Here is a 22,389-nt window from a genome sequence, read left to right as displayed (position 1 = left end):
TGAGAGATGTCCGTACCGTCAGCCGCTTGCCGTGGTGGTAGTTCTCATCCCTGTTTGGATTCCTGCCCCACGCGGCGGACCGTCTCTGTCTGCCGGCGCCGTATTCGTTCTGTCTGATCCATCGCTTCTCAAGGCGCGTGCTGGTCGGCGGGTAAAGGCGCCCAGCGTGCTCGGCCGATGGCTACCCGATGGCTTCGGGCGGGAACACGCGGCCAGTGATGCCCGGCTGATCACGCTCTTCTGCGAACTGTCCTTCGGGGCTACGACCGTACCCGGCACGGTCTCCTACCCTCTGGGGCGTTGGCATTGCCGATGGGCGCAATGCGTCCAGGGCGGAGCGGCGAGGATGCGGATTCGCGAGGATCAGTGGGCGATCCACTGCCCTGGCGACCCCCTGACGACCTGGGCGCGGAGGGGAAGCCGGAGCAGGTAGGGGGCGTCCGGCGTGCAACTGTCTTCCGACATGTGCAACATGCACCTAAAGTGACCCATTCCCCTTTCGGGTGGAGAGGCTGAATGTGTCGCCCTTATCCGTTGGGCGGGAAATGCCCGCCGGTGATTACCAAGTGGCGCACAAGCGTGGGCAGTTGATGCACTCTTTGCAGTGGTTGAAACTTTTCCGCGAACTTAATTTGCCGCGAATTTACACTGTCTTTATGATCACTAAGGGACTGCAATGGTCTCAGTTGCTCTCAAACGGGGCGTTGTCTTCACTGTGCCTTCATGGAACTCTCACCTTCAGTTCTGTTGATCTTGTGAGGGGTTCGTGTGAACAGGTGGGGTGGGGCGCGCGTGCGCGCGGCTGTTTCAGCCGCGTCGCTCGGCGCGGTGATCTGGGCGGGGCTTCCTGCGGTCGTGGTCCAGGCGTCGGAGCCCGCTGTGGCGGCCGCTGCGCCTTCCGAGGGGAGTGAAGCGCTGGTCAAGGCTGCTGAGTCGGGGCAGCAGGTCGAGGTGGTGGGTCTGCGGACGGAGCGGTCGTCGACGTACGCAAATCCGGACGGCGAGACGTTCACGCTGGAGCAGTCGGTCAAGCCGATCCGGGTGGCGAAGAAGGGCGGCGGCTGGCAGACGCCGGACGCGACACTCGTCAAGCAGGCGGATGGCACTCTGGTGCCGACCGCTTCGGCCGCGCAGTTGGTGTTTTCCGGAGGCGGGGACGGCGCGCTGGTGTCGATCACCCGTGAGGGACGTTCGGTCAGCCTCACGTGGCCGGGCGGTGATCTGCCTGCTCCGGTGCTCGACGGAGAACGGGCTCTCTACCGTGACGTGCTGCCGGACGTCGACCTGGTGCTCACCGCCACGGTCGAGGGTTTCCACGAGGTGCTGCAGGTCAACACCCCCGAAGCGGCCGCTGATCCCTCGCTGGAGAAGCTCGTCTTCCCCGTCGCCTCGCACGGTCTTCGTCTGACCGAGTCCGCAGGCGGCCTGGCCGCAACGGACGGGCAGGGGCAGACCGTGTTCCGGTCCCCCGCCGCGAGGATGTGGGACAGCGCCGGTGACACGGCAGTGCCCCCCGCCGTCGCCGCGCGCAGTGCTGCCGCGGTCACGGCGGTGGATGTATCCGGCGGTGTGGACATCGACCCTCTGGACGGTCCCGGTAACGGTGACACGACTGAGGCGATGGCCATCAAGTTGGGCTCTGACGGGATCACTGTCGTGCCGGACTCCGGCATGCTGACCGGCACCGATCCCGCGCACTTCCCGTTGTTCATCGACCCGACCATCGCGTTGAACGAGTCCGAGCGCACGGTCCTGTCGTCCGACGGTGACGTGTTCTGGAACTTCGACGGCGGAGACAACGGGATGAGCGTCGGCAAGTGCGGCTACGAGGTCATCGGGGGGTTGGCGTACTACTGCACGACCGGCACCCCGTACACGAACCGGATGTATTTCGAGTTCGACCCGTACCAGCTCAAGGGCAAGGACGTGCGGGACGCGTACTTCGACATCACGGAGACGTGGTCGTTCTCCTGTGACGCGACGTGGGTCGATCTGGAGCGGACCAACAACATCAGCTCCACGACGAAGTGGCCGGGGCCGGCGAAGCTCGACCAGATGGGCGACCGCCAGGTCTCGGCCGGTCGCGGAAGCAACTGCAGTCCTGCGCAGCCTCGTGCGACCGTCACCTACCACGACAATGCCGATGAGCCGGATGAGAATCTCGCGCCGACGGTGAAGTCGTTCGCGGATGGCAAGTTCACGCGGCTGACGCTGATGCTGATGGCGAAGTCGGAGTCGGACACCAACTCCTGGAAGCGGTTCGACGATGACGCGCGTCTGCGGGTCGTCTACGCCGCCAAGCCCGCCCTCCCGACCAAGATCGGTCTCTCCAAGGGTTCGACCACCCAGGTGTGCTCCGTCGACCCGACGAAGCCGACCATCACCTCCGACCCGCATCCTGCGCTGACGGCGACTCCGCAGACGGTGGCCAGCGCCGCCGGCTGGGACAAACTGACGGGAAAAAGCAAGATCGTCGAAGAGGTAAGCCTGCGTACCGTCATGGATGTGGAGTCGCAGGACCCGACGACCAAGGTGTGGACGAGTAAGGCGGACATTCTCAGTCCGTCGTCGGGTTACGTGGTTGCCCGGACCCGGCAGACCGCGCTTGCGGCGACGCTCGGCGAAGGCGTCCTGAACCGGTACCGGGCATGGACCCGCTCCTATTACACCGGTACGGACTACTCGGCCGGGCCGTCCAACGCATCCGGGACGGGCTGGTGTTACTTCCGTTACGACGGTGCCCGGCCCAAGGCGCCCACCGCGGTGCCGAAGCTCCCGTATAAAGCCTGCGGTGACGTCTGCGTTCCGGCCGGTGGCCCTGGTCAGCCCGTCACCTTCGAGATCGCCCCGGCCGCCGGCGAGGCTGTTTCCACCTACCGCTACCGCTTCGATGGCGGCAAAAGCGACGAAAGGCCCGGAACCACCAAGACGCTCACCCTGATACCCACCCACGAGGGGACCATCAGCCTGGAGCTGGAGGCCAGTGACACCGTCGGTTACGGGGAGACCACCGTCGTGGAAATCAAGGTCGCCTCACCGCCGGCGGCTGTAGGCCGCTACCGCTTCACCGAAACGGCCGACACCGCTCCCGCCGACGACACCGGCGGCACGAGTAACGACCCGGCCGCCCTTGCGGGCGGAGCGGTGCGCAACGAGCAGGGCCGACGCGGCGATGTCACGACCATCGACGGCGTCGAAACGGTGACCGAGGACCGCGCTCTGGCCCTGAACGGCACCACCGCCTACGCGGCCACCACCGACCCCCTCATCGACACCACGAAGTCGTACTCCGTAGCCGCCTGGGTCAAGCTCGGCAACCTCACCAAGAACCAGACGGTCCTCAGCCAGAACGGTACGCACCGCAGCGCGTTCTACCTGGGCTACGAGACCAGCGGGAAGTGGTCGTTCCGTACGGTGAACGCCGACGCCACGGCAGACGCGAGCTGGTCCTACGCCCGCTCCGCGTCGGTCCGGCCCGCGCAGGCCGGGGTGTGGACCCATCTGGCCGCTGTGTACAACGCGGTCGATAAGACGATCCTGCTCTACGTCAATGGCGTGGCGCAGGGCCAGCCCGTTGCCTACACGACCGCGTGGCAGGCTTCCGGCCCGCTGCAGATCGGCCGGACCCAGTGGTCCGACACCTACACCGACTACGTGGGCGGCTCCGTCGACGAGGTGGCGGTGTGGAACTACGCCATCCCGCAGTCCGAGGCCGTCGAGGAAGCAACGCTCCTGGACGACGACGAGAGCACGGACGACGGGGAGTCCAAACTCCCCGCGGTCGAGCTCGTGGGGAGCTGGGACCCTGCTGTGGCCACCGGCCAGAGCGTCCAGGACCTCTCCGCGTACGGCAGGCCGATGACCGTCCCGTCCGCGTCGATGCTGGACGGCGAGCACATGAACTTCACCGGAGCCGCCGGCGACGGTGCCACGGTGCAGGGCCCGCTCGTCGACGACTCCGGATCGTTCTCCGTTTCCGCGACCGCGCAGATCGATCCCGCTCTCCTCAAGGCCAAGCCGGTCGGCTACCTGGCGCAGGTTGCCGGGCAGCAGACGGCGACCGGCAGCTCGTGGAGCATCTGGTTCGAGCGCACGGCCGACATTGAGAGCGCGTACCCGAACGATGACACGGGAGAATTCGACATGCTCCCGGCCGGCCGCTGGCACTTCGGACGCCTGACAGCCGACGGAACCGGAACCTCCGTCGTCTCCAGCATCGAGGTCATCGACGGAGACGTCACGCTGACCGGCGTGTTCGACGCCCAGGCTGTTGCGCCCAACGCCCCGAGCCCCGGGGTGATCCGGCTGTACCGCGGATCCGACCAGCAGGACGCGGACACCGTCTTCACCGCTGAGGTCGGCACCGGCAGCTTCTCTGCTGGCAAGGGCTTCACGAGCAGCATCTGGCAGCACCAGCTGCCCGGCAGCATCGGCACGGTCAACGTCTGGGCCGGTGCCCTGCGCTCCGGGATCTGACCGACCCCGAACCCACCCGACCCCTGGTGGCTGGTGACCCGCGCAGCGAATCACCAGCCACCAGGGGCGGCAGTAGACCGCCCGTACTGGCCACGGTCCGCATCCCCAAGCCCCCGGTCCAGGCGCTCCTGCCTGGACCGGCCAGTTGCACACACGCAATACGCAATCTTTTATCTATTCGCCCCGATATGGGAGTTTCTGTGTTTCTTCGTGCCCGCCCTCGATGGCGCAACCGGCCAAGACCTTCACATCGAGGCCGCCGAGCCTCACTCATAGTCGGCCTGGCCGTCGTACTGTCGGCGCCCACGACCCTGATACCCCTCACGTCGGCGGCCGCCGCAGGCGGCCTCGGCCGCCCCGACGTGCCCACCGATCATGTCGCCTCGGTGACCACCCCCGGTCCCGGAGCCGTGAAAGCGCGCAAGCTGGTCGCCGACACCAAGGCCGCGAACCAGGCGTCCGCGCGCCGGGCCGCCGAGGAGCAGAAGGCGTCCTGGCCCACAGCGCAGCGGCTGACCGGGTCCCTCGCCAAGGGCGACCGCAAGAAGATCGCCTCGCTGAGCGCGGCACCGGCCCCGAAGCGGTCCGCCTCCAACAAGCAGCCCGCCGAAACCCCCGCAGCGGCTGCCGGTACGGGTACCGTCGAGATCCTGCCCCAGAAGTCCGCGCGCGCGGCCGGAGTGACCGGTGTGCTGTTCACAGCGGCAGCCGAGACGCCCGGTGCGACGGAAGTCAGCCTCAACTACGGCTCGTTCGCCTCCGTCATCGGCGGCGACTGGGCCGGCCGGCTCGGCCTCTTGCGCTATCCGGCCTGTGTGCTGACCGACCCCTCCAAGGAGGCGTGCCGCACGGCCACGCCGGTCGACTCGGTCAACGACCCGGGTACGCAGACGGTGAGCGCCGCAGTCACCCTGAGCGCTATGTCCGGCAGCGCGGCGACGCCCGCGGTGTTCGCGCTGGCCGCCACGGAGGCAACGTCGGTCAAGGGTTCCGGTGACCTCAAGGCGACGGATCTGAGCGCCGCGTCCAGCTGGTCGGCCGGCAGTTCCTCCGGCTCCTTCACGTGGTCGGAAGGGCTTGAGGTACCGAAGGCGGCCGCCGGGCCCGCTCCGAGCCTGAGCCTGTCCTACGACTCCGGCAGCAGTGACGGGCGCACTTCCAACACGAACAACCAGGCGTCCTTGCTCGGTGAGGGCTTCTCGCTCACCCAGTCGTACGTCGAGCGGTCCTACGGCTCCTGCGACGACGACGGCCAGGATGACAAGAACGATCTGTGCTGGAAGTACGACAACGCCTCGCTCGTCCTGAACGGCAAGTCCACCGGGCTCGTCAAGGACGACACCACCGGTGTCTGGCACCTGAAGGACGACGACGCCTCCCAGGTCTTCCACCTCACCGGAGCCGAAAACGGCGACCAGGGCGACGCGGTCAGCGGTGTCGGTGCGGCCCAGAAGGGCGACGGCGCCGGCGAGTACTGGAAGGTCGTCACCGGTGACGGCACCACCTACACGTTCGGGCTGAACAAGCTGCCGGGCGCCAACGACGCCCGGACGAACAGCGTCCTGACCGCCCCCGTCTTCGGAGACGACACCAGCGAGCCCGGTTACGCCAAGGGCTCCAGCTTCGACAAGCGCTTCTACCAGCAGGCCTGGCGGTGGAACCTCGACCTCGTCCAGGACGTCCACGGCAACGCCAGCACCTCCTGGTACACCAACGACACCAACTACTACGCCAAGAACGGCGACAAGACCGCTCTCGCGTCCTACACCCGCGCCTCCCGCCCCACCGAAATCCTCTACGGACAGCGCGCCGACGCCCTCTTCTCCGGCACCACCGGCACGGCCAAGGGCTACGCCTCGAACCGGGTGACGTTCGACTACGCCGAGCGCTGCACCGCGTCCGACTGCTCGTCCCTGACCAAGGACACGGCCGACAACTGGCCCGACGTCCCCTTCGACGCGATCTGCGCGGCCTCGGCCACCGACTGCCTCGCCACCAGCCCGTCGTTCTTCACCCGCAAGCGCCTGACCGGCGTCAACACGTTCTCCTGGGACGCCACGACCGCCGCTTTCGTGCCCGTGGACTCGTACACCCTCAAGCAGCACTTCGAGGACGGACAGGACGCCGGAGACACCTCCGACCAGGTCCTGGCCATGACCTCCGTGCAGCGGACCGGCAAGTCCAACGGTGAAATCGCGCTGCCCGCGATCCAGTTCGGCTACACGCTGCGGCCCAACCGCGTCGACACCGTCATCGACGGCGTCACCGCCCTGTCCCGCCCGCGCATGCGAACGGTGACCTCCGAAACGGGCGCGGTCACCGCCGTCACCTACAACGATCCCGAGTGCGTCCGCAGCAGCCTCCCGGCCGAGGACAACTCCACCACCTCCTGCTACCCGCAGAAGTGGAACTATCAGGGCGACGAGGACACCGACGTCGACTGGTTCCACAAGTACCGCGTCACCGCCGTCGTCACCTCCGACCCGGCCGGCTCCAGCAGTCTGGAGAGCCAGTACACGTACTCGGGTGCTGCCTGGCACTTCGACGACAACCCGATCACCCCGGAAAAGGACCGAACCTGGTCCGACTGGCGCGGCTACCGCAACGTCACCGTCACCAGCGGCCGGACCGACGGCCCCCAGTCGAAGACCACCACGGTCTACATGCAGGGCATGAACGGCGACAAGCGCCTGGACGGCACCACTCGCACCGCTACGATCCCGGCCATCACCATGCCCGGGACGACCATCGCGGCCGCATCGGACAGCGAGAGGCTCGCCGGGTCGGTCCGCCAGAAGGTCACCTACAACGGGGCCACCCCCATCGGCTTTGCCCTCAGTAACTCCTTCACCAAGGTCACCGCGACCCAGCACCACTCCTACGCCGACACCGAAGCCTTCTACCTCCGGCCGTCCTCGGCAATCGCGTACACCTGGCTGACCGCCACCAGCACCTGGCGCTCGGCCACCACCTCCTACACCTACGACAGCTACGGCATGGCAGCCACTGTCGAGACCACCGGCGATCAGGCCAAAACGGGCGACGAGACCTGCACCCGCACCTGGTACGCCCGCAACACCGACAAGGGCCTCACCAGCCTCATCAGCCGGGTCCGCAAGGTCGCAAAGACCTGCGTCGACGACGGACAGCTGACCCTGCCCACCAGCAGCGCAACCCGCGGGGACGTCCTCTCCGACACGGCCACCGTCTACGACAACGCCGCCGCCACCGCGTGGTCGGCAACGCAGACCCCGGCCCTCGGCCTGGCGACCTGGGTCGGCCGGCCCAACGGATACCCGGTCGTCTCCGGTACCGCCGACCGCAACCCCACGAGCTGGCAGACGGTCTCCACCACCACCTACGACACCGCCACTACCAAGCTCGGTCGACCGCTGACCGTCACCGACGCCGGGAAGAACACCACCACCACCGCCTACACCCCGGCCGACAAGGGCCCCGTCACCATGACGGTGAGCACCACGCCCACCGCCACGGCCAGTGGCCAGGCACAGAAGTCATGGGCCTACTTCGAGCCAAGCCGCGGGATGCAAAGGCGTTCCGTCAACAGCAACGGAAAGATCACCGACTCCACCTACGACGCCCTCGGCCGCATCACCGCGACCTGGCTGCCCAACCGCTCCCAGTCCGGTGGTGAAAGCGCCAACGCCACCTACACCTACGCAATCCGAACCGACACACCTTCGGCCGCCTCGGTCTCGAACCTCAATGCCGACCTCAAGACCTACACCACCAACTACAGCCTCTACGACTCCCTGCTGCGCCCGCTGCAGACCCAGTCCCCGGTCCCCGGGCCGCTGACCGGCCGGATCCTCACCGACACGCGCTACGACAGCCGTGGGCTCGCCTACCAGACGTACGACCAGGCCTACGACGACTCGAAGTCCCCGGACGGCGTCTACGCCAAGGTCGAGTACGGCACGGCCGGTGCCCAGACGAACACGGATTACGACGCCGCCGGCCGGGTCACCACCACCACTTTCTTCGGCAAGGCCACCCAAAAGTGGCAGACCACCGCCACCTACACAGGTGACTCGACGGCCACCACCGCCCCCGACGGCGGAAACGCCACCCGCACCATCACCGACGCCCTCGGCCGCACCACCGCGACCCGCACCTACGCCGGCACCACCCCCGCCGACACCCAGTACGGTGCCACCGCCGCACAGGCCGCGACCTACACCCAGGTCACCACCACCTCCACACTCGACGGACTCCCCCAGACCGCAGTCTCGGAATCCGACGGATCGAAGTGGACATACACCTACGACCTCTACGGCCGCCAGGTGTCCACCACCGACCCCGACAAGGGCACAACCACAACCGGCTACACCGCCCTGGACCAGGTCGACACCACCACGGACGCCGAGAAAAACGTCCTGCTCTACGGGTACGACGAACTCGGGCGCAAGACCGACATGTGGAAGACCTCCCGGGCCGACGCCAACCTGCTCGCCCACTGGACCTTCGACACCGCCACTCTCGGCAAGGGGCTCCCCGCCGCAGCCACGCGCTACGAAGGCGGCCTCACCGGCAAGGCCTACACCAAGACGGTCACCGCGTACGACACGATCGGCAGGGCCCAGGACACAACCCTGACCCTTCCCACCACCGACCCGCTCGTTGCCTCGCTCGTCACCTCCGGCGCCATAACCGCCACCACCACCTTCCACACCTCCTACAAGACCGACGGCACCCTCAACAACACAACCGAACCCGCCGTCGCCGGTCTGCCCGAAGAGGTACTGCAGCCCACCTACAAAAACAACCTCGGCCTCACCACCGGCCTCACCGGCACCTCCGACTACCTCCTCGACACCACCTACAGCGCACTCGGCCAGCCCACCCTGCTGAGCCTCGGCGCCAACTCCGCCTCGAAAAAGGCGTACATCGCCTCCACCTACGAAACCGGCACCGGACGGCTGCTCACCTCTGACGTCACGGACCAGACCCACAGCTACAAGCTCCAAGACCTCACCTACACCTACGACCAGGCCGGCAACGTCACCTCCATTGCCGACGCCACCACCCAGGGCGGCACCACCGGCGCCGACTTCCAGTGCTTCGCCTACGACACACAGCGCCGCCTCACCGAAGCCTGGACCCCCACCACCAACAACTGCACCGCCGCCAACCGCATCCAGGCCAACATCGGCGGCCCCGCACCGTACTGGAGCAGCTACACCTACAACAGCTCCGGCCAGCGGTCCGCCGAAACCACCCACAGCGCGGCCGGGAACGCCACCACCAACTACACCTACGGCACCACCGCCGGACAGCCTCACCCGCTGACCAAAACCACCGGGGCTACTACCGCCACCTACACCTACGACCTGAACGGCAACACCCTCACCCGTCCCGGCACCCAGGCCACCCAAACCCTGACCTGGAACGCCGAAGGCAAACCGGCCACCACGACCGAACCCGCCGCAGGCACCAAGCCCGCCCTCGGCACCAACTACCTCTACGACGCCGACGGCGAACTCCTCATCCGCCGCGCCACCGGAGACGGCGACACCGTCCTCTACCTCGGCACCACCGAAGTCCGCCTGACCACCAAGGGCACCGCCAAGACCATCACCGGCACCCGCTACTACAGCGCCGTCGGCCACACGATTGCCCTGCGCACCGCGACCGTCGGAACCGCAGGAACCAAGCTCAGCTTCCTCGCCGGAGACAACCACGGCACCAACAACATCTCCCTCGACTCCTCCACCCAAGCCATCACCAAGCGCTACACCAGCCCATTCGGCAAACCCCGCGGCACCACCACCGCACCCTGGCCCGACGACAAAGCCTTCCTAGGAAAGCCCGCCGACACCACCACCGGCCTCACCCACATCGGCGCCCGCGAATACGACCCCTCAATCGGCCAGTTCATCAGCGTCGACCCCGTACTCGACCTTGCCGACACCCAGCAACTCAACGGCTACAGCTACGCCGGCAACAGCCCCGTCACCACCAGCGACCCCACCGGCCTCCAGAGAGCGGCCGAAAACTCCAGCGGCACCATGAGCAAGGCTGACTGGGACTACGTACAGGACCTCCTCGACGAAGTAGCCAGAGACACAGGCACAGCATCGTCGGGCAGTAGCGGGAACAACAGCGGAGGAAACAGCGGAGGAAACAGCGGAGGAAACGGGGGAGGTAAAAAGACAAAGAGTTGCAGCTGGCTCTCCACATGTGGACTAGGAAAGGCCTGGGACAACACAACTGAATGGGTAGCCGACAACAAGGTCTTCATCGTCCAGACCGTCGTAGAAACCACTGTCAACGTCGGCTGCTACGCAGCTGCTGGAGCCACCGCCGCCCAAACCGGCGGAGCCAGTCTCGTCCTAGCGACTGGATGCGGAGCACTAGCCGGTGCAGCAGGGGCCGCTGTCGGAAACCTCATGACACCCGACGCGGACCATAGCGTCACTGGTGAGCTCACCGACATGGCCGAGGGTGCCGTATGGGGTGCGGCGTACGGGCTCGCTTTCGGTGCCATAGGTAACAAGATCACAGGGTGTCACAGTTTCCTACCCGGAACAGGCGTCCTTATGGCAGACGGCACGGAAAAGTCCATTCAGGATGTAGAGGTCGGTGACGTTGTTGTCACTACCGATGTGGAGACAGGTGAAACTGCCAAGAAGCCTGTCGCTAACACCATCACCACAGTTGGCGACAAAGATTTCACCGAAATCAGTATTCGCGTTGGCGACGACTACTCATCCATCGTCGCGACTGATACTCATCCGTTCTGGCTCCCGGAGCTCCACAAGTGGGTTGACGCTGGAGAGATCCAGGTGGGTCAGTGGCTCCGCACCAGTGCTGGCACTCGTGTTCAGGTCTCGGGAATCCGTCGTTACACCAAGTCTCAGCTGACGCACGACCTCACCATCACCGACATTCACGCGTACTATGTGCTGGCGGGGGCTACACCCGTACTCGTCCACAACTGCGGCCTAAGTAGCTATGCCGACTCTGTTCGCAATAGGCCTGGGGTGAAATTTACCTCCGAATATACATCTCCATCGGGTCAGAAGTACTACGGCCACAATAAGCACGGTGAGATGGTAGAAGGGCCTTTGGCGAAATCGGTCGACCGGACCGGGCACCACGGGGGTTGCGCGGAGGTGCACTGCCTGATTAAGGCGCAGGATATGGAAGGTGCCGACGGCATCAGGGGTGGAACTATGCAAACTGTGAGAACGCGGAATAACACCATGCCCAATTCGAATAAGGATGGCGGGCATGGTGAGCCGGCTCGCCCCTGTGGTCGCTGTAGCAGACTCCTGGAAGATCTAGGGATCAACAACTGATGTCCGTTATTAAATTCGACTCGCTCAGCAAAGACTTGCTCGGCGCCCTTGCTGCGTCCGGATGGAATGCAGACAGGAAAGTTGACGCTGATCGGTGGGTGACGCCGCTGGAGGGTGAGGGGTATCGGGCTCATCCATTGGCCAGGGAAATCATCTCGGTGATGGGAGGGCTTTCTATTGATCCGATCAATAAAATCGGCCCGAACTTCAGTAACGACGAGCCCTATAATTTCGATCCTTTCGCCGCCGGGTCTGGGCAGCGTGATCTAGCGGACGAGGTGGAGAGGAATCTCGGTGGGGAGTATTTTCCGATCGGCGAATGGCTCAGTTATTCGAGTGTATTCGTTGAGGTCGAGGGGAGGGTGGTCGCTGCTGGAATGGGTTGGATTTGGGAGCTCGGTTCCACCTTTGAAAGCTCCCTTGAGATGGCAGTCGGCGCGAATCGCCCGCTGATCTGTCTGTACTCCGATCCCGGGCTCGATCCCTGGCCGAGACCTGATGATCCCTACCGACTCTAGACTCCGTTGGGAAATGACTGATAGGGCACCTGGTCGGGCCGACGGAATTAGTTAACTGTAATGGCGGCGGACACTCAAATGTCCGCCGCCATTAGAGCTCGTAACACGATCATGGTCGGGTCTTCTTGAGGCGGCGGTAGCGGATGAGGCTGCAGGCGAGGGAGACGAAGGCGTCATGGAGTTCGGTGCGGCGTTCCCAGCGGACGGCGAGGCGTTTGAAGTGGTGGAGCAGGGCGAAGGTCTGCTCGACGACGTAGCGGAGTTTGCTCAGGCGCTTGATGTTCGGGCGGCCCTTGTGGGAGATGACGGGCAGGATCCGGCGCTTGCGCAGTGCGTCGCGGTTCGGGTTGGAGTCGTACCCCTTGTCGCCGAGGAGGGCTTCGGGCCTGCGGCGGGGTCGTCCGGGTCGGCCCGCGACGGGTGGGATGCCGTCGACCAGGGCGAGGGTCTGGGTGACGTCGTTGACGTTGGCCGCGGTGGTGATGACCTTGAGCGGGGTGCCGCGACCGTCGCAGATCAGGTGGTGTTTGCTGCCCGTTTTCCGCCGGTCGACCGGCGACGGGCCGGTGTCGGCGCCCCCTTTTTCGCGCGGATGTGGGATCCATCCACGCACGCGCGTGACCAGTCGAGTTCGCCGGCCGCGTTCAGCTCCGCGAGCAGGACCCGGTGCAACCGGTCGAAGACCCCTGCCTTCTGCCAACGGTCCAGTCGGCGCCAACACGTCTGACCCGAGCCGAACCCCTGCTCCAAGGGCAGAAGTTGCCAGGCTATGTCGTTGTAGAGGACGAACAGGATGCCCTGGAGGCAGAGCCGGTCCGGCACCGGCCTCGGCCCCGGCGACCGCTCCGGCCACTGCGGCAGCAACGGCTCGATCAACGCCCACAACTCATCGTCCACGATCCACGGTCGAGTACCCACACCCTCACGAACGGCCGAATCATCACACCGGTTACGCCTCACCAGCCAACATCAACAAGATCGTGTTACGAGCTCTTAGAGATATCTCCCTGACAATCGCCCACTAGCTCTGAGGTCTCTCCCGCAATTCCTGGTAGGTGTGCGATGAGATAGACCCTTGACCCGCTCATGCCGCCGCGCCCCAAGAGAAGTTCCCGGGCGCGGCGGTAGTCGTTCTGCAGGTAGCAGCGCAGGTCGGCAGCGGACCCGGGCGGGCGAGGAGGCCGAGACGGCCGTGGTGAGCAAAGAGCACACCGTGCTGCTCAAGGAAGCCGCCCGGGTCTCCTCCGTGGACCTGCTGTGCAGCCGGGACATCTGGGAGTTCATCACGGCCCAGGCCGGAGGGCACCGTCACTTCCGGGTGCCGCCGCAGGTCGCCTCCGAAGGAGACGAGCGGATCCGGGTCGCCCTGTCCGGGCGCTCGCTCATCGCCCTGCTCATCAGCCTCCACGAACTCCGGCACACCGCGAGAGAGGGCGACGGGGACCAGGAGCTCGCCGACACCGTGTACGAACGGATCGAGGCGAGCCTGGCCGGACTCACCCCGCACGGCCAGCAGGTCACCATCACCCTGGACGACCGCTCCCCCGCCGGGGCCGCGGACAGCGAGGCCTCACCCAGTCCGGAACCCGGGCCGGACCCCGAATCGGACCCGGACGCCGACGGTAGCGGCACCGGATCCGCCTGACGGCACATCCCGGGGGTGCGGCGCTTCCGGTCCGCACCCCCGGGGGATGGAGGGTCATGTGAACTTTGAGTTCGAGTGCTGGGACTGCGACGCGGACTGCGTCGTGTGGGGAAAGCCGGCCGGGTTCTGGACCGAGCTGTACAAGCTGCCCGACGAGTGGAACTGCTGGAACTGCGGCGCCATCAACATCACACCGGATCCCCCGTGGACCCCGGCCGACTGACCCGTCGACCCTCCGCCTCCCGAGCCCGGACCAACCGTACGGGCCCGGGACGCACCGTGCGGTTACATCGTGAGCTGGGCGGCGCCGGGTGCGGGTGCGCGGCGTCGTGCGGGCAGGCAGTGGACGGCGCGATCGACTCCGGCGAGGAGGTCGGGGACGGGGATGCCGTAGTGGGCGGACAGCCGGTCGATGTCGGCCAGCGACCACGACGCCGCGCCGGACTGCTTGCGGCTGATCTGCGTCTGGCTCAGGGCGATCCCCGACGTCAGTGGCGCGGCGGCCGGCCTCGCTGGAGTGAGCGTGGTGAGTTCGGCGCGTTCGGCGGCGAGGCGTTGCAGTGCCCGGGCGCGGGCGGCGTCGCTGGAGGTCGACCGCTGCTGGGCGGCGGCCTTGGTACGGAGCTCCTCCAGGGCCTTGCGGCCGTCACCGAAGAGCGCCTCGGGTTCGCGCGCACGGTCGCGGATCTGCCGCTCGGCGGCGGCCCGGACCAACGGGTCGCAGATCGGTTGCGTCTCCCGGGCAGCGCGGTGAGCGGCGAGCGCCTGGTGGTATCCGTCCGAGGCGTCGTCCCGCGTCTTCGCCGGGGCCGGCGTGGAAGCGCGGATCACCGTGGGCGCGACGCGCGGCACGCTCTGCGGGGCGATAGAGGAGCCGCCGGCGTTGAGGTCGGCAGGGCGCAGGATCTCCAGCTGTCGTACGGCGTCTGGCCCGGCGGCGGTGTTGACCTGGGTGATGATGGCGCGCTGGTGCAGGGTGAGCTGGGTGCGGTAGGCGGCGGTCGCGGGCAGCAGGTGCAGGGTGCGGGTGTCTTCGTCGTACCGGACGGGCCAGGTCGACGCCGCTCACCGGAGGCTGATCGCTCATGCCGGGCCCCCTGCCATCGAGGTGGTGGCGAGGAAGAAACGCTCAGTGTTCGCGCTGCGGGGGCGATCTCATCATGAGCGGGGTGGTACCGCAGGACGACGAGCACGGGCGGCCGATCCACTTGGAGCTGTGCCCGGCGTGTGACGTCGGCGACGTGGACTGGCCTGCGGCGGGGCTGTCCGTGCAGTTTTCGCTGACGGTGGCGGCCGTGACAAGAGCCGCGTGCAGGGCGCCGCCCACCTGCTGATGCAGTGGACGAAGGAGTGCATGGCCGCCCACGGCTGGTACTTGAAGGACGTCCCGCCCGCACAGCCCTGAGTGCCACCAGACGGCCCGCTGCGGGCCTGGTCGGCTGTGGTGCGGCTGCGCGGCCGGAAACTGCCCGGTCAGGTGCCCGGCACCGCTAGAAAGGAGGCTGTCACAGTGTCGGCCGACCGGGACGACGCCATCTGCTGAGGTGGGGGCGGGCTCACCGCGGCCTGCGAGGGAGGAAAAGCCGCATGGCAGAGACCGCATTGGCCGACGCGCTGAACAACGCGATTGGCCACTACATGACAGCTGTCGCCGAGAAAATGCTGGCCGAGGGGACGCCCGTCAGCGCTGTCAATGCTTGGGGCCGGTACGACGATGACGAGGACCGGGAAAAGTACCGCAACGACGTGGAGGGCAGCGTCCACCTCAACGATAGCTTCGTCCGTCGGTTCCTTCCGGACGCTGAGGCCGGGCTGCACTGGTCCGGGACGTCCGGCTGGTGTCTGTGGATCCTGCCCAAGGGCGCCAGCGGCTCCTTCTACGACGGTGCACGATGGCTGGGCGCCGGCCTGATCCCCGAGCCCGACCGCGTGGCAGCTTTCCTCTCCTCCTTGCAGCTCGACCCGCACACCGCGGGCAGCGCCGACCGCCCCTTCTACCGTCATCCCCTCGAGGACCTCCCTGACCTGTGTGAACGGCTGCGGGTGCACAGGCGCGTCGAATACAGCAACCCGAGCTACGAGCTGCGCTTCAACGACGCCCGCTGCGGGGCCTACTACGACCGCACCGCCCAGGCGCTGACCTCCGGTGCCGATGACATGGTCAACGTGCCCGTACGCAGGGGGGAGCTGGAGGCACTGCTGCACCTGCTGGAGTTCGCCGAGGGCAGCAGTCACAAGCCTGTGCGTCTGCTCGCCGACTACCTAGCCGAGGACATCGCCAAGCGCCGCGGTGAAGGCGGCAGCATCAATGAGCACCGGAGGGCGCTGGCGTACGCGCTCGAGGCCAAGGAGCGCAGGGAGCAGGCGCAACGCCGACAGCAGAAGGACGACGACGGGGAGTAGGAAAGCTGGACCACTGTGTGTCAGTGGCACTCGATAGCCTCTGCTGCATGGGAACTTACGATGACAAGTCGCGTGACTACGACTGGCGCGCCGGCCAGGCGCTGGTCGCCTTCTACAACCTGGCTGCGGCCGGTGGCGGGCACAGCGGGGAAGCGGTTGAGCCCGCATACCGCGACGTGCTGGATGCGGCTGAGTCCACGTTCCGAGCGGGTGTTGAGGCTGGGGACTTCGAAGGGGTTAAGGCCGGCTGGAACGAACTCGTCGACGCGGTCGCGCACATTGCGCACGCCAACGCCCGGGTCGGGACGGTGCTGCTGGCCACGGCGGTGAATCATCTGGGGGAGACTCCGGAGGAGGTCATCGCCAAGGTCATGGTGGAAACTGAAAAGAACAGCTGACCTCCTGAGGCAACAGAACCCTTCATCCATGACTGTGGATCTGGCTTCTAGCTGTCCACACGCCTCGTCCCCGGCAGCTCAGCTGCCGGGGACGAGGCGTGTGGACGTAACCTGGCCGGCCCGCGACGTGTCCCTTGATGGCGAGGGCGAGTTTCTGGTGCAGGCTGCGTCAGCCGTACTCGCTGAAGTCCCACATATCGCGGTCGTTAAGGATGAGTTCTTCCATTTGGAAGGCGCTGCGTACGACGTCCGCGCCCTCGGACGCGTGGTCGATGGAGGGCATGGCGTTGGTTTCCGCGATCTCGCGGGCCATTTCCTTGGTCAGTACACCCTGGCGTTCAGCCATCGCAAGGATGACATCTGCGGCCATCTCCATCAGCTTGCTGATCTCTTCGGCGGCGACGACCTCTGGCCCGCTGATCGGGTCGTCCAACAGGAATTCGTCCACGCGGATGCTGCGTTCCAGGGCGAACTCCGCGAGCGTCAGAGACCGGCCGTACTCCTCTTGCAGCCAGGATCCGCCCTCCTCGCCGAACTCGGCAATCAGGACGTCGTCGGGACAGGTGTGCCCGTAGCTGGAGTGCTTCGGTCGCGGCTCGCTCAAGGGAGCCGCGAGACGTCGGCGCAGCTCCTTACGCGGGTCTCGGTGCCGTGCGGTGCGGCGTTTCTTTGACTTCGGCATGCCATCTCCCGATCAACTGCAGGCGGTGTCCCGAGGTACGCAGCCACCTGTCCGTGCACCTAACCCATAGTGACAACGATGCGGTGCGATAGGGGTTGCTTCATGCCCCGGGCTCTCCTGGTCACGCGGTACGCCCCAGACGGCCAGGCACAGCCGGCGGGTGAATCGCTGACAGCCCGGCCCGTTCAGCGGCGAGGCGTTGCAGGGCCCGGGCGCGGGCGGCGTCGCTGGAGGTCGACCGCTGCTGGACGGCGGCCTTGGCGCGGAGCGCCTCGATCGAGGGCCTGGCGGCCGTCGCCGAAGAGTTCCTCCGGCTCGCGAGCTCGGTCTCGCAGTGAAGGTTCGAGTGTGCCTCGTCGGATCACCGACCGTTCCGGGGTGCGGGGATTCGCGGTAGCAGTTCCCATAGCGGACGTCCGCCGCTCGCCCAGGTGGCGAGGATGCGCCGGTCGGCCAGGTGCATGTGCAACTGGTGGGCCAGAGGTGCGCAGCGGGTGGAGAAGCGGCCGTTGGTGACGACCAGGACGACGTCGGCGCCGTACAGCTGGCGGGCGGTGCCGTTGACCCGCTGGAGGTCGGGGGTGCCGACGGCTGAGCCGCGGTCGCCGTCCTTGCGGTGTTTGGCCTGGATGACCCAGGTCCGGCCCAGCGGGTCGGTGGCCAGGACGTCGGCACCGTTGTCCCCGGCCCCGCCGATCTGCCGGGCGTCGGTGCACCCGTCACGGCGCATGAGGTCGCGGATCGCGTATTCGAAGTCGCGGTGGTGCAGGGCGTCCAGCTGCGGGAGCCCGTAGCGCAGCGACTGCTGCCGGATCCGGTCCCACGCCTGCTGCTGGCGGTACCGGTGGACCCACAGCGTCCCGCCGACGGCGGAGAGGGTCCCGAGTGCGACCAGCATCCACCAGTTCACCAGGAGCCAGGAGATCACCGCCCAGGCCAGGGATAGGACTGCAACGGCGCCGAAGCCGAGCAGGAGCAGCTGGGTGTCGTGGTGCTGCTGCCGGCGTGAGCGGCGACGGCGGGTGGGCGGGCTGCGGCGTGCGGGACGTCGTGCCGCGGGCCGGGCGCGCGGCGGTGGGCGGCGGTTGGCCATGGGGTGCGCTCCGGTTTCAGCGGGAGGAGTCGGTGATGCCGGAGGCGAGCTGGCCCAGGAAGTCGCCGATGCCCTCGCCCAGCGGGGTCGGGGCGAGGACGACGCCGAGCGCGAGCACGATGACCACGGTCAGTTTCTCGTCGTTCTTGCTCCGGGCCTCAGTGCGTCGACGCAACCGCAGCAAGACGATCACGGCGAGCAGCACTCCTACGTTGATGGTCAGCATCCCGCCCCGCCCCTGAATCACCCTTGGTTCCGATCCGACCCCTCTATGTATCTGCAACCCGGCCAGTCGCGCCTGACGGTTGCCGAATGATGACGCAAAGTAACCGATTGGCCGGATCTGTCATGAGGGAGTTGCCCTTGGTGAGGCCCGATAGGCTCGCCGCCATGAGCGACGACCTTCACCAGCAACTGGCTGCGTATGACCGGGCGGTGGGCATTGCCGGGTCCACCTACCCGGGGATTTCCCGTGATGAGCGCGGGGTCCGCGAGCTGGCGGGGCGCCAGTTGGCTCTGCACGCCCCCAGCGATCGAACGTCCCCGACCTGTCAGGGATGTGACGGCGGTCCGTGGCCCTGCTCGATCGTCCAGGGTGCGATCAAGTACGCCGACCCTCGGTACAACTGACCACGGGGTTCCAAACCGGGTGCAGTGTCCCCGCCACCGTCAAGGCATCCGCCGGCAGACCCATTCATGCCGCCGTCGCGCGTCAGGCGGTCTGGTTCTGCGGCCGGGGCGCGCCGCCCGTCCGAGTGAACCCGTGACGGCGTCATCGACCTGACCTGGTTACTGGCTGCATGATGGGTGGTGGCCCGAGGCGGGCCACGTTCCGACCGCCGCCCGATCCGGCGTACCGGAGCGCAAGGAGCGTGGTACTGCACCGGCCTGCACCGCGAGGTCACACACCCAGCAGCTCGTCAGTGTTCGTTGACGTGCCGGGATCGGGCAGAGGCGCGCCAGGAAGGCACTGCCGTGAGCGACCGCTCCTCGTGGGAATCCCGCAAGCTCCGCTACTGGTGCGAGTGCAGTGGCCAGTACCGCCGTACCGGCCTTCACACCGGCCACCCAGTGCACGCCGCATCACCGGCGCAAGCACGGCTAGAGAGCCGCGTCCTCGAGCAACTGGGAACCACTCCGGGCCTATGCGCGCACCCCTTCGGCATCGCTTCCCTGAGCGCCACCGTCACCTCGCTCACGCTCCACCTCGATGCCTACATGGGCCACGAGCGGGACTCCTTCCCCGAGTACTGTCTGAGCCGGCTGCTCCCCGCGGCTCCCGCACCTGGATGCGGTGACGATCCGCACGGCATCCCCGGACTGCGGATGAACGGCATCGAGGCCGACGGTCGGCAACTCCACCTGCACACGGTGAAAGACGGGCAGACAGCCACCCTCGTCCTCGCCCTGCCCAAGGGGCTGACGGAGGGCTGGGCGGACATCGAGTGTCGGCACCGGCACTGGTGCGACGACAACGGTCTGCGGCCTCTATGGACGGCCCCGCAACTTGACGGCGTGGAATCCAGGCACCTCCGCGCCTATCCCAGTCTCGAAGGCTCACGGGCCAGGCGGGCCGCGGTGGGCAGCGGGCTGCTGCGACGCATCGCGCTCTTCCACACCGTCGCCGCCTTCTACCGGGTCCAGTGCTGGGACGACGGCGACAGCTGGAAGATCGACGCCCGCACCGCCCACCCCCGGGCCCCCTGGCACGACCAACTCCTACAGCGGCTGTGCCACCCACGCTGGGGCCTGCCGGTCCGCGTGGCCCACCGGTTCTGCCGCTGCGCCGAACCGGACCACCCTTACCAGTGGGACCACACCTGCGCCTTCTACTTCGAGGGCGACACCGCCAGCAATGACGACCCCATCTACCTCCGCGTCCACGCCAGCCCCGAAGGGCACGACTACGACCGGCAGATCGCAACACTGCACCAGGTCGGCGCCCCCGCAGACTGGATGGCCCGCGCCTTTCCCGAGCAAGCGGTCCAGCACCACGACCGGCACCGTCAGGCGGAGCGGATGCGGTAACGGAACGTCGGGCGACTCAGTCCGGCGGGCACAGGCCAGCCGGCGCAACAAACCCTGCGCCCGCTCGTCCAACGGGCCGCCCTTCTTCGCAACACAGCGTGAAAGCCGCTCCCCTTCGCTTCGCAGCCGATCGTGCTGTTTACCCGCCCGTCACCGACAGCCAGGCCCGGCAGGTGGATGACCAAGAGGACCGCGACTACCGGATCTCCACCATCCGGGTCTGCCTGGAGATTGAGCACATCTTCTACGACGCCGACGCCGACGCCGACGTGCTCCGGCACACGGTCACCGTCGACTTCAGCGGCCACCCGTACATCACCCGTCACCGGCCCACCCCGCTCGCGCGCCGCGAGGGCTGCTCCATGCGGGGGTTCGCGAGTAACTCCGGCGTAGGCCAAGCGTTGAGAGTGTCGTGCCTGAGTCCGCAGCCAGTTCCAGCAAGACCGATGTCGCAGTTGGCAAGCCTCAGCCGCTGCCGTTCCTCCTGACGGCTCCGCAGGGCGAAGCGGCCCGCACGCTGCTCAGTTATGTGGCATCGCTGCCGCTGCCCGGACCGGACCCGCAGCTCCTGGCGGTCGTCGTGGCCGTCAGGGCGGCGCGCGGAGGTGCCGGCAACGTCACCGGGCCGGACCTCTCCGCCTTGCGGTTGCATGACCCCTGCGGGGCTGTCGAAGCCCTCCGAAGCCTGGGGTGGCAGATCGGAGACGGGATCTTCGAAAGTGATCCTGCCGCGCCGCCGGTCTCCGTCACCGTCCCCGATTTGGCCCGCGAGACGGGTCACCCGCTGCCCTTCGGGAAGAGCACGCGCTCTCGGGTCTCTGGATGGACTACCCGGGCGCTCTCGGCCAAGCCGGTCAGGAAACTGCCACCCGCCGCAAGGCTGGCTGGGCTGTTCGCCGCCGCGCACAGCACAGCCGGGCTCCTCGGACAGATTCCGTCCGATCTCCCCGAAGCCGCCCGGGCCGCTCTGCCGGACCTTCTGAGCAAGGGCTTCCTCACCGAACTCTCCGATGAGAAGTTCCAGCTGGCCTCCTCCGTACGTCACCTCGCAGGCATGCGCCGGCCTACCGCCGAAGAGAGCAGGGCACACCCTTCGGTCCGGACGGCAGCGGGTTCAGGATTCGAGTTCCGCGCCGACGCCTGGGCACAGTGGAAGGACGCGGCCACACCCGCGCTGCGACAGCACGCGGAAAGCGTCGAATACTGCGCCCTGTGTGCACTGCCCCCGGAGCGGGTTGCTGAGCCTTTCATGCTTCCTGCGCGAAACAAGTTCTTCTCCCGGAACACCAAGGTCGCCTATGGCCAGTGGAAAGACGCGCATCCGGACCGCGGCCCGCAGGCCGCGGTCTTCACCGTGGCTTTCCGGGCCAAACACGGGCACGGCCCCTCGTTCCGGCAGCTGGGCGATGGCTTGGGCTGGACACTGGGACGCCCGGTGCTCGGCTTCATCGTGCAACGCCTGCTGTGCAACAACTGGCTGACCAGTACCGGGCAGGTGCCGTGGACCCTGCGCCCGGGACAAGCCGCTCAGGTGCAGGGCATCACTCTGCCTGGATCACGCCGCTCGGCGACGGCCGTGGGCTCCCACCAACCCTGACCGTGGAGACAACCGTCTCCGACTGCGCGCTTCGCAGGCACGCGGAGCCGGACCAATCGCGGCGCCCTGAAACGGGCCGCCAGCCTCGGTCCCCCTGAGACCACGAGTACGCATCCCGGCTCAGCTGATGGCCGGATGGTCAGCCGCGCAAACGACGTCTGCGACGCGACGTCGTTCAGTAAATCACCGGACTTCATGAAGATGAATCAGCCGCGTATCCGGCCAAG

At 67.0% G+C, this 22,389-nt stretch carries 17 protein-coding genes; 12 read left to right on the top strand and 5 right to left on the bottom strand.

All coding sequences use genetic code 11. From position 1 onward, the window contains the following. Positions 1–792: 792 nt before the first annotated feature. The 3 genes from ACFYPN_RS32025 (at position 793) to ACFYPN_RS32015 (ending at position 12,316) form a co-directional block, all read left to right on the top strand. A complete protein-coding gene (locus tag ACFYPN_RS32025; RefSeq protein WP_358765970.1) occupies positions 793–4,476 on the top strand; it encodes a LamG domain-containing protein in 3,684 nt (1,227 codons plus the stop codon). A gap of 362 nt (positions 4,477–4,838) precedes the next feature. After that, positions 4,839–11,798: an RHS repeat-associated core domain-containing protein gene (locus ACFYPN_RS32020; protein WP_389303174.1), complete on the top strand. Its 6,960-nt coding sequence runs from the start codon at positions 4,839–4,841 to the stop codon at positions 11,796–11,798. Then, the gene (locus ACFYPN_RS32015) at positions 11,798–12,316 is read left to right on the top strand and encodes an SUKH-3 domain-containing protein (protein ID WP_358765974.1); all 519 of its coding nucleotides are present in this window, start codon (positions 11,798–11,800) and stop codon (positions 12,314–12,316) included. Before ACFYPN_RS32020 ends, ACFYPN_RS32015 begins: the two co-directional genes overlap by 1 nt. Positions 12,317–12,425: 109 nt before the next feature. Here ACFYPN_RS32015 and ACFYPN_RS32010 read toward each other — a convergent pair. Further along, positions 12,426–13,216 (bottom strand): IS5 family transposase gene (locus tag ACFYPN_RS32010; protein WP_389303188.1). Its coding sequence is split into 2 segments (ribosomal slippage): positions 12,426–12,899 and positions 12,902–13,216, totalling 789 coding nucleotides; the frame shifts between segments, so codons are not numbered across the junction. Between the two features lie 292 nt (positions 13,217–13,508). Between ACFYPN_RS32010 and ACFYPN_RS32005 the strand changes: the two genes are divergently transcribed. Together ACFYPN_RS32005 and ACFYPN_RS32000 are read left to right on the top strand one after the other, a co-directional pair. Continuing rightward, on the top strand, positions 13,509–13,961 hold the full coding sequence (locus ACFYPN_RS32005; protein WP_358766037.1) for a hypothetical protein: 453 nt from the start codon (positions 13,509–13,511) through the stop codon (positions 13,959–13,961). Between the two features lie 58 nt (positions 13,962–14,019). Continuing rightward, positions 14,020–14,184: a hypothetical protein gene (locus tag ACFYPN_RS32000; protein WP_358766038.1), complete on the top strand. Its 165-nt coding sequence runs from the start codon at positions 14,020–14,022 to the stop codon at positions 14,182–14,184. 62 nt (positions 14,185–14,246) lie between these two features. On the opposite strand, the gene ACFYPN_RS31995 is transcribed toward ACFYPN_RS32000, so the two are convergent. Continuing rightward, positions 14,247–14,813: a hypothetical protein gene (locus tag ACFYPN_RS31995; protein ID WP_389303170.1), complete on the bottom strand. Its 567-nt coding sequence runs from the start codon at positions 14,811–14,813 to the stop codon at positions 14,247–14,249. A gap of 233 nt (positions 14,814–15,046) precedes the next feature. Between ACFYPN_RS31995 and ACFYPN_RS31990 the strand changes: the two genes are divergently transcribed. The 3 genes from ACFYPN_RS31990 (at position 15,047) to ACFYPN_RS31980 (ending at position 16,762) form a co-directional block, all read left to right on the top strand. Then, positions 15,047–15,295, top strand: coding sequence for a DUF6300 family protein (locus tag ACFYPN_RS31990; protein ID WP_389303167.1), 249 nt, complete (start codon positions 15,047–15,049; stop codon positions 15,293–15,295). Positions 15,296–15,548: 253 nt separating this feature from the next. Beyond that, positions 15,549–16,364, top strand: a complete 816-nt coding sequence (locus ACFYPN_RS31985) for a hypothetical protein (RefSeq protein ID WP_358766044.1) — start codon at positions 15,549–15,551, stop codon at positions 16,362–16,364. A 47-nt stretch (positions 16,365–16,411) separates the two neighbouring features. Then, entirely contained in the window at positions 16,412–16,762 is a 351-nt protein-coding gene (locus tag ACFYPN_RS31980; protein ID WP_358766046.1) for a hypothetical protein, read from the top strand. Positions 16,763–16,931: 169 nt separating this feature from the next. Here the strand turns inward: ACFYPN_RS31980 and ACFYPN_RS31975 are convergent, their stop codons facing one another. The 3 genes from ACFYPN_RS31975 to ACFYPN_RS31965 form a co-directional block, all read right to left on the bottom strand. Next, positions 16,932–17,444 carry a hypothetical protein gene (locus tag ACFYPN_RS31975; RefSeq protein ID WP_358766048.1) on the bottom strand — a complete coding sequence of 171 codons (513 nt, stop codon included), beginning with the start codon at positions 17,442–17,444 and terminating at the stop codon, positions 16,932–16,934. Positions 17,445–17,805: 361 nt separating this feature from the next. Then, a complete protein-coding gene (locus ACFYPN_RS31970) occupies positions 17,806–18,537 on the bottom strand; it encodes a restriction endonuclease (protein ID WP_358766050.1) in 732 nt (243 codons plus the stop codon). Positions 18,538–18,553: 16 nt separating this feature from the next. Next, the gene (locus ACFYPN_RS31965) at positions 18,554–18,763 is read right to left on the bottom strand and encodes a hypothetical protein (protein WP_358766052.1); all 210 of its coding nucleotides are present in this window, start codon (positions 18,761–18,763) and stop codon (positions 18,554–18,556) included. 164 nt (positions 18,764–18,927) lie between these two features. On the opposite strand from ACFYPN_RS31965, the gene ACFYPN_RS31960 reads away from it, so the two are divergent. The 4 genes from ACFYPN_RS31960 to ACFYPN_RS31945 all read left to right on the top strand — a co-directional run bounded on the left by ACFYPN_RS31960 (position 18,928) and on the right by ACFYPN_RS31945 (position 22,162). After that, positions 18,928–19,167 (top strand): hypothetical protein, encoded by a 240-nt coding sequence (locus ACFYPN_RS31960; protein ID WP_358766054.1) that lies wholly within the window; start codon positions 18,928–18,930, stop codon positions 19,165–19,167. A gap of 345 nt (positions 19,168–19,512) precedes the next feature. After that, positions 19,513–20,565 (top strand): hypothetical protein, encoded by a 1,053-nt coding sequence (locus ACFYPN_RS31955; protein ID WP_358766056.1) that lies wholly within the window; start codon positions 19,513–19,515, stop codon positions 20,563–20,565. Between the two features lie 173 nt (positions 20,566–20,738). Beyond that, positions 20,739–21,053, top strand: a complete 315-nt coding sequence (locus tag ACFYPN_RS31950; RefSeq protein WP_358766058.1) for a hypothetical protein — start codon at positions 20,739–20,741, stop codon at positions 21,051–21,053. Beyond that, on the top strand, positions 20,978–22,162 hold the full coding sequence (locus ACFYPN_RS31945) for a hypothetical protein (protein ID WP_358766060.1): 1,185 nt from the start codon (positions 20,978–20,980) through the stop codon (positions 22,160–22,162). Before ACFYPN_RS31950 ends, ACFYPN_RS31945 begins: the two co-directional genes overlap by 76 nt. The last annotated feature ends 227 nt before the right edge of the window (positions 22,163–22,389 follow it).

The sequence above is a fragment of the Streptomyces sp. NPDC005576 genome (assembly GCF_042871745.1).
GTDB lineage: Bacteria > Actinomycetota > Actinomycetes > Streptomycetales > Streptomycetaceae > Streptomyces.
This window is presented reverse-complemented; position numbering and strand designations above follow the sequence as displayed.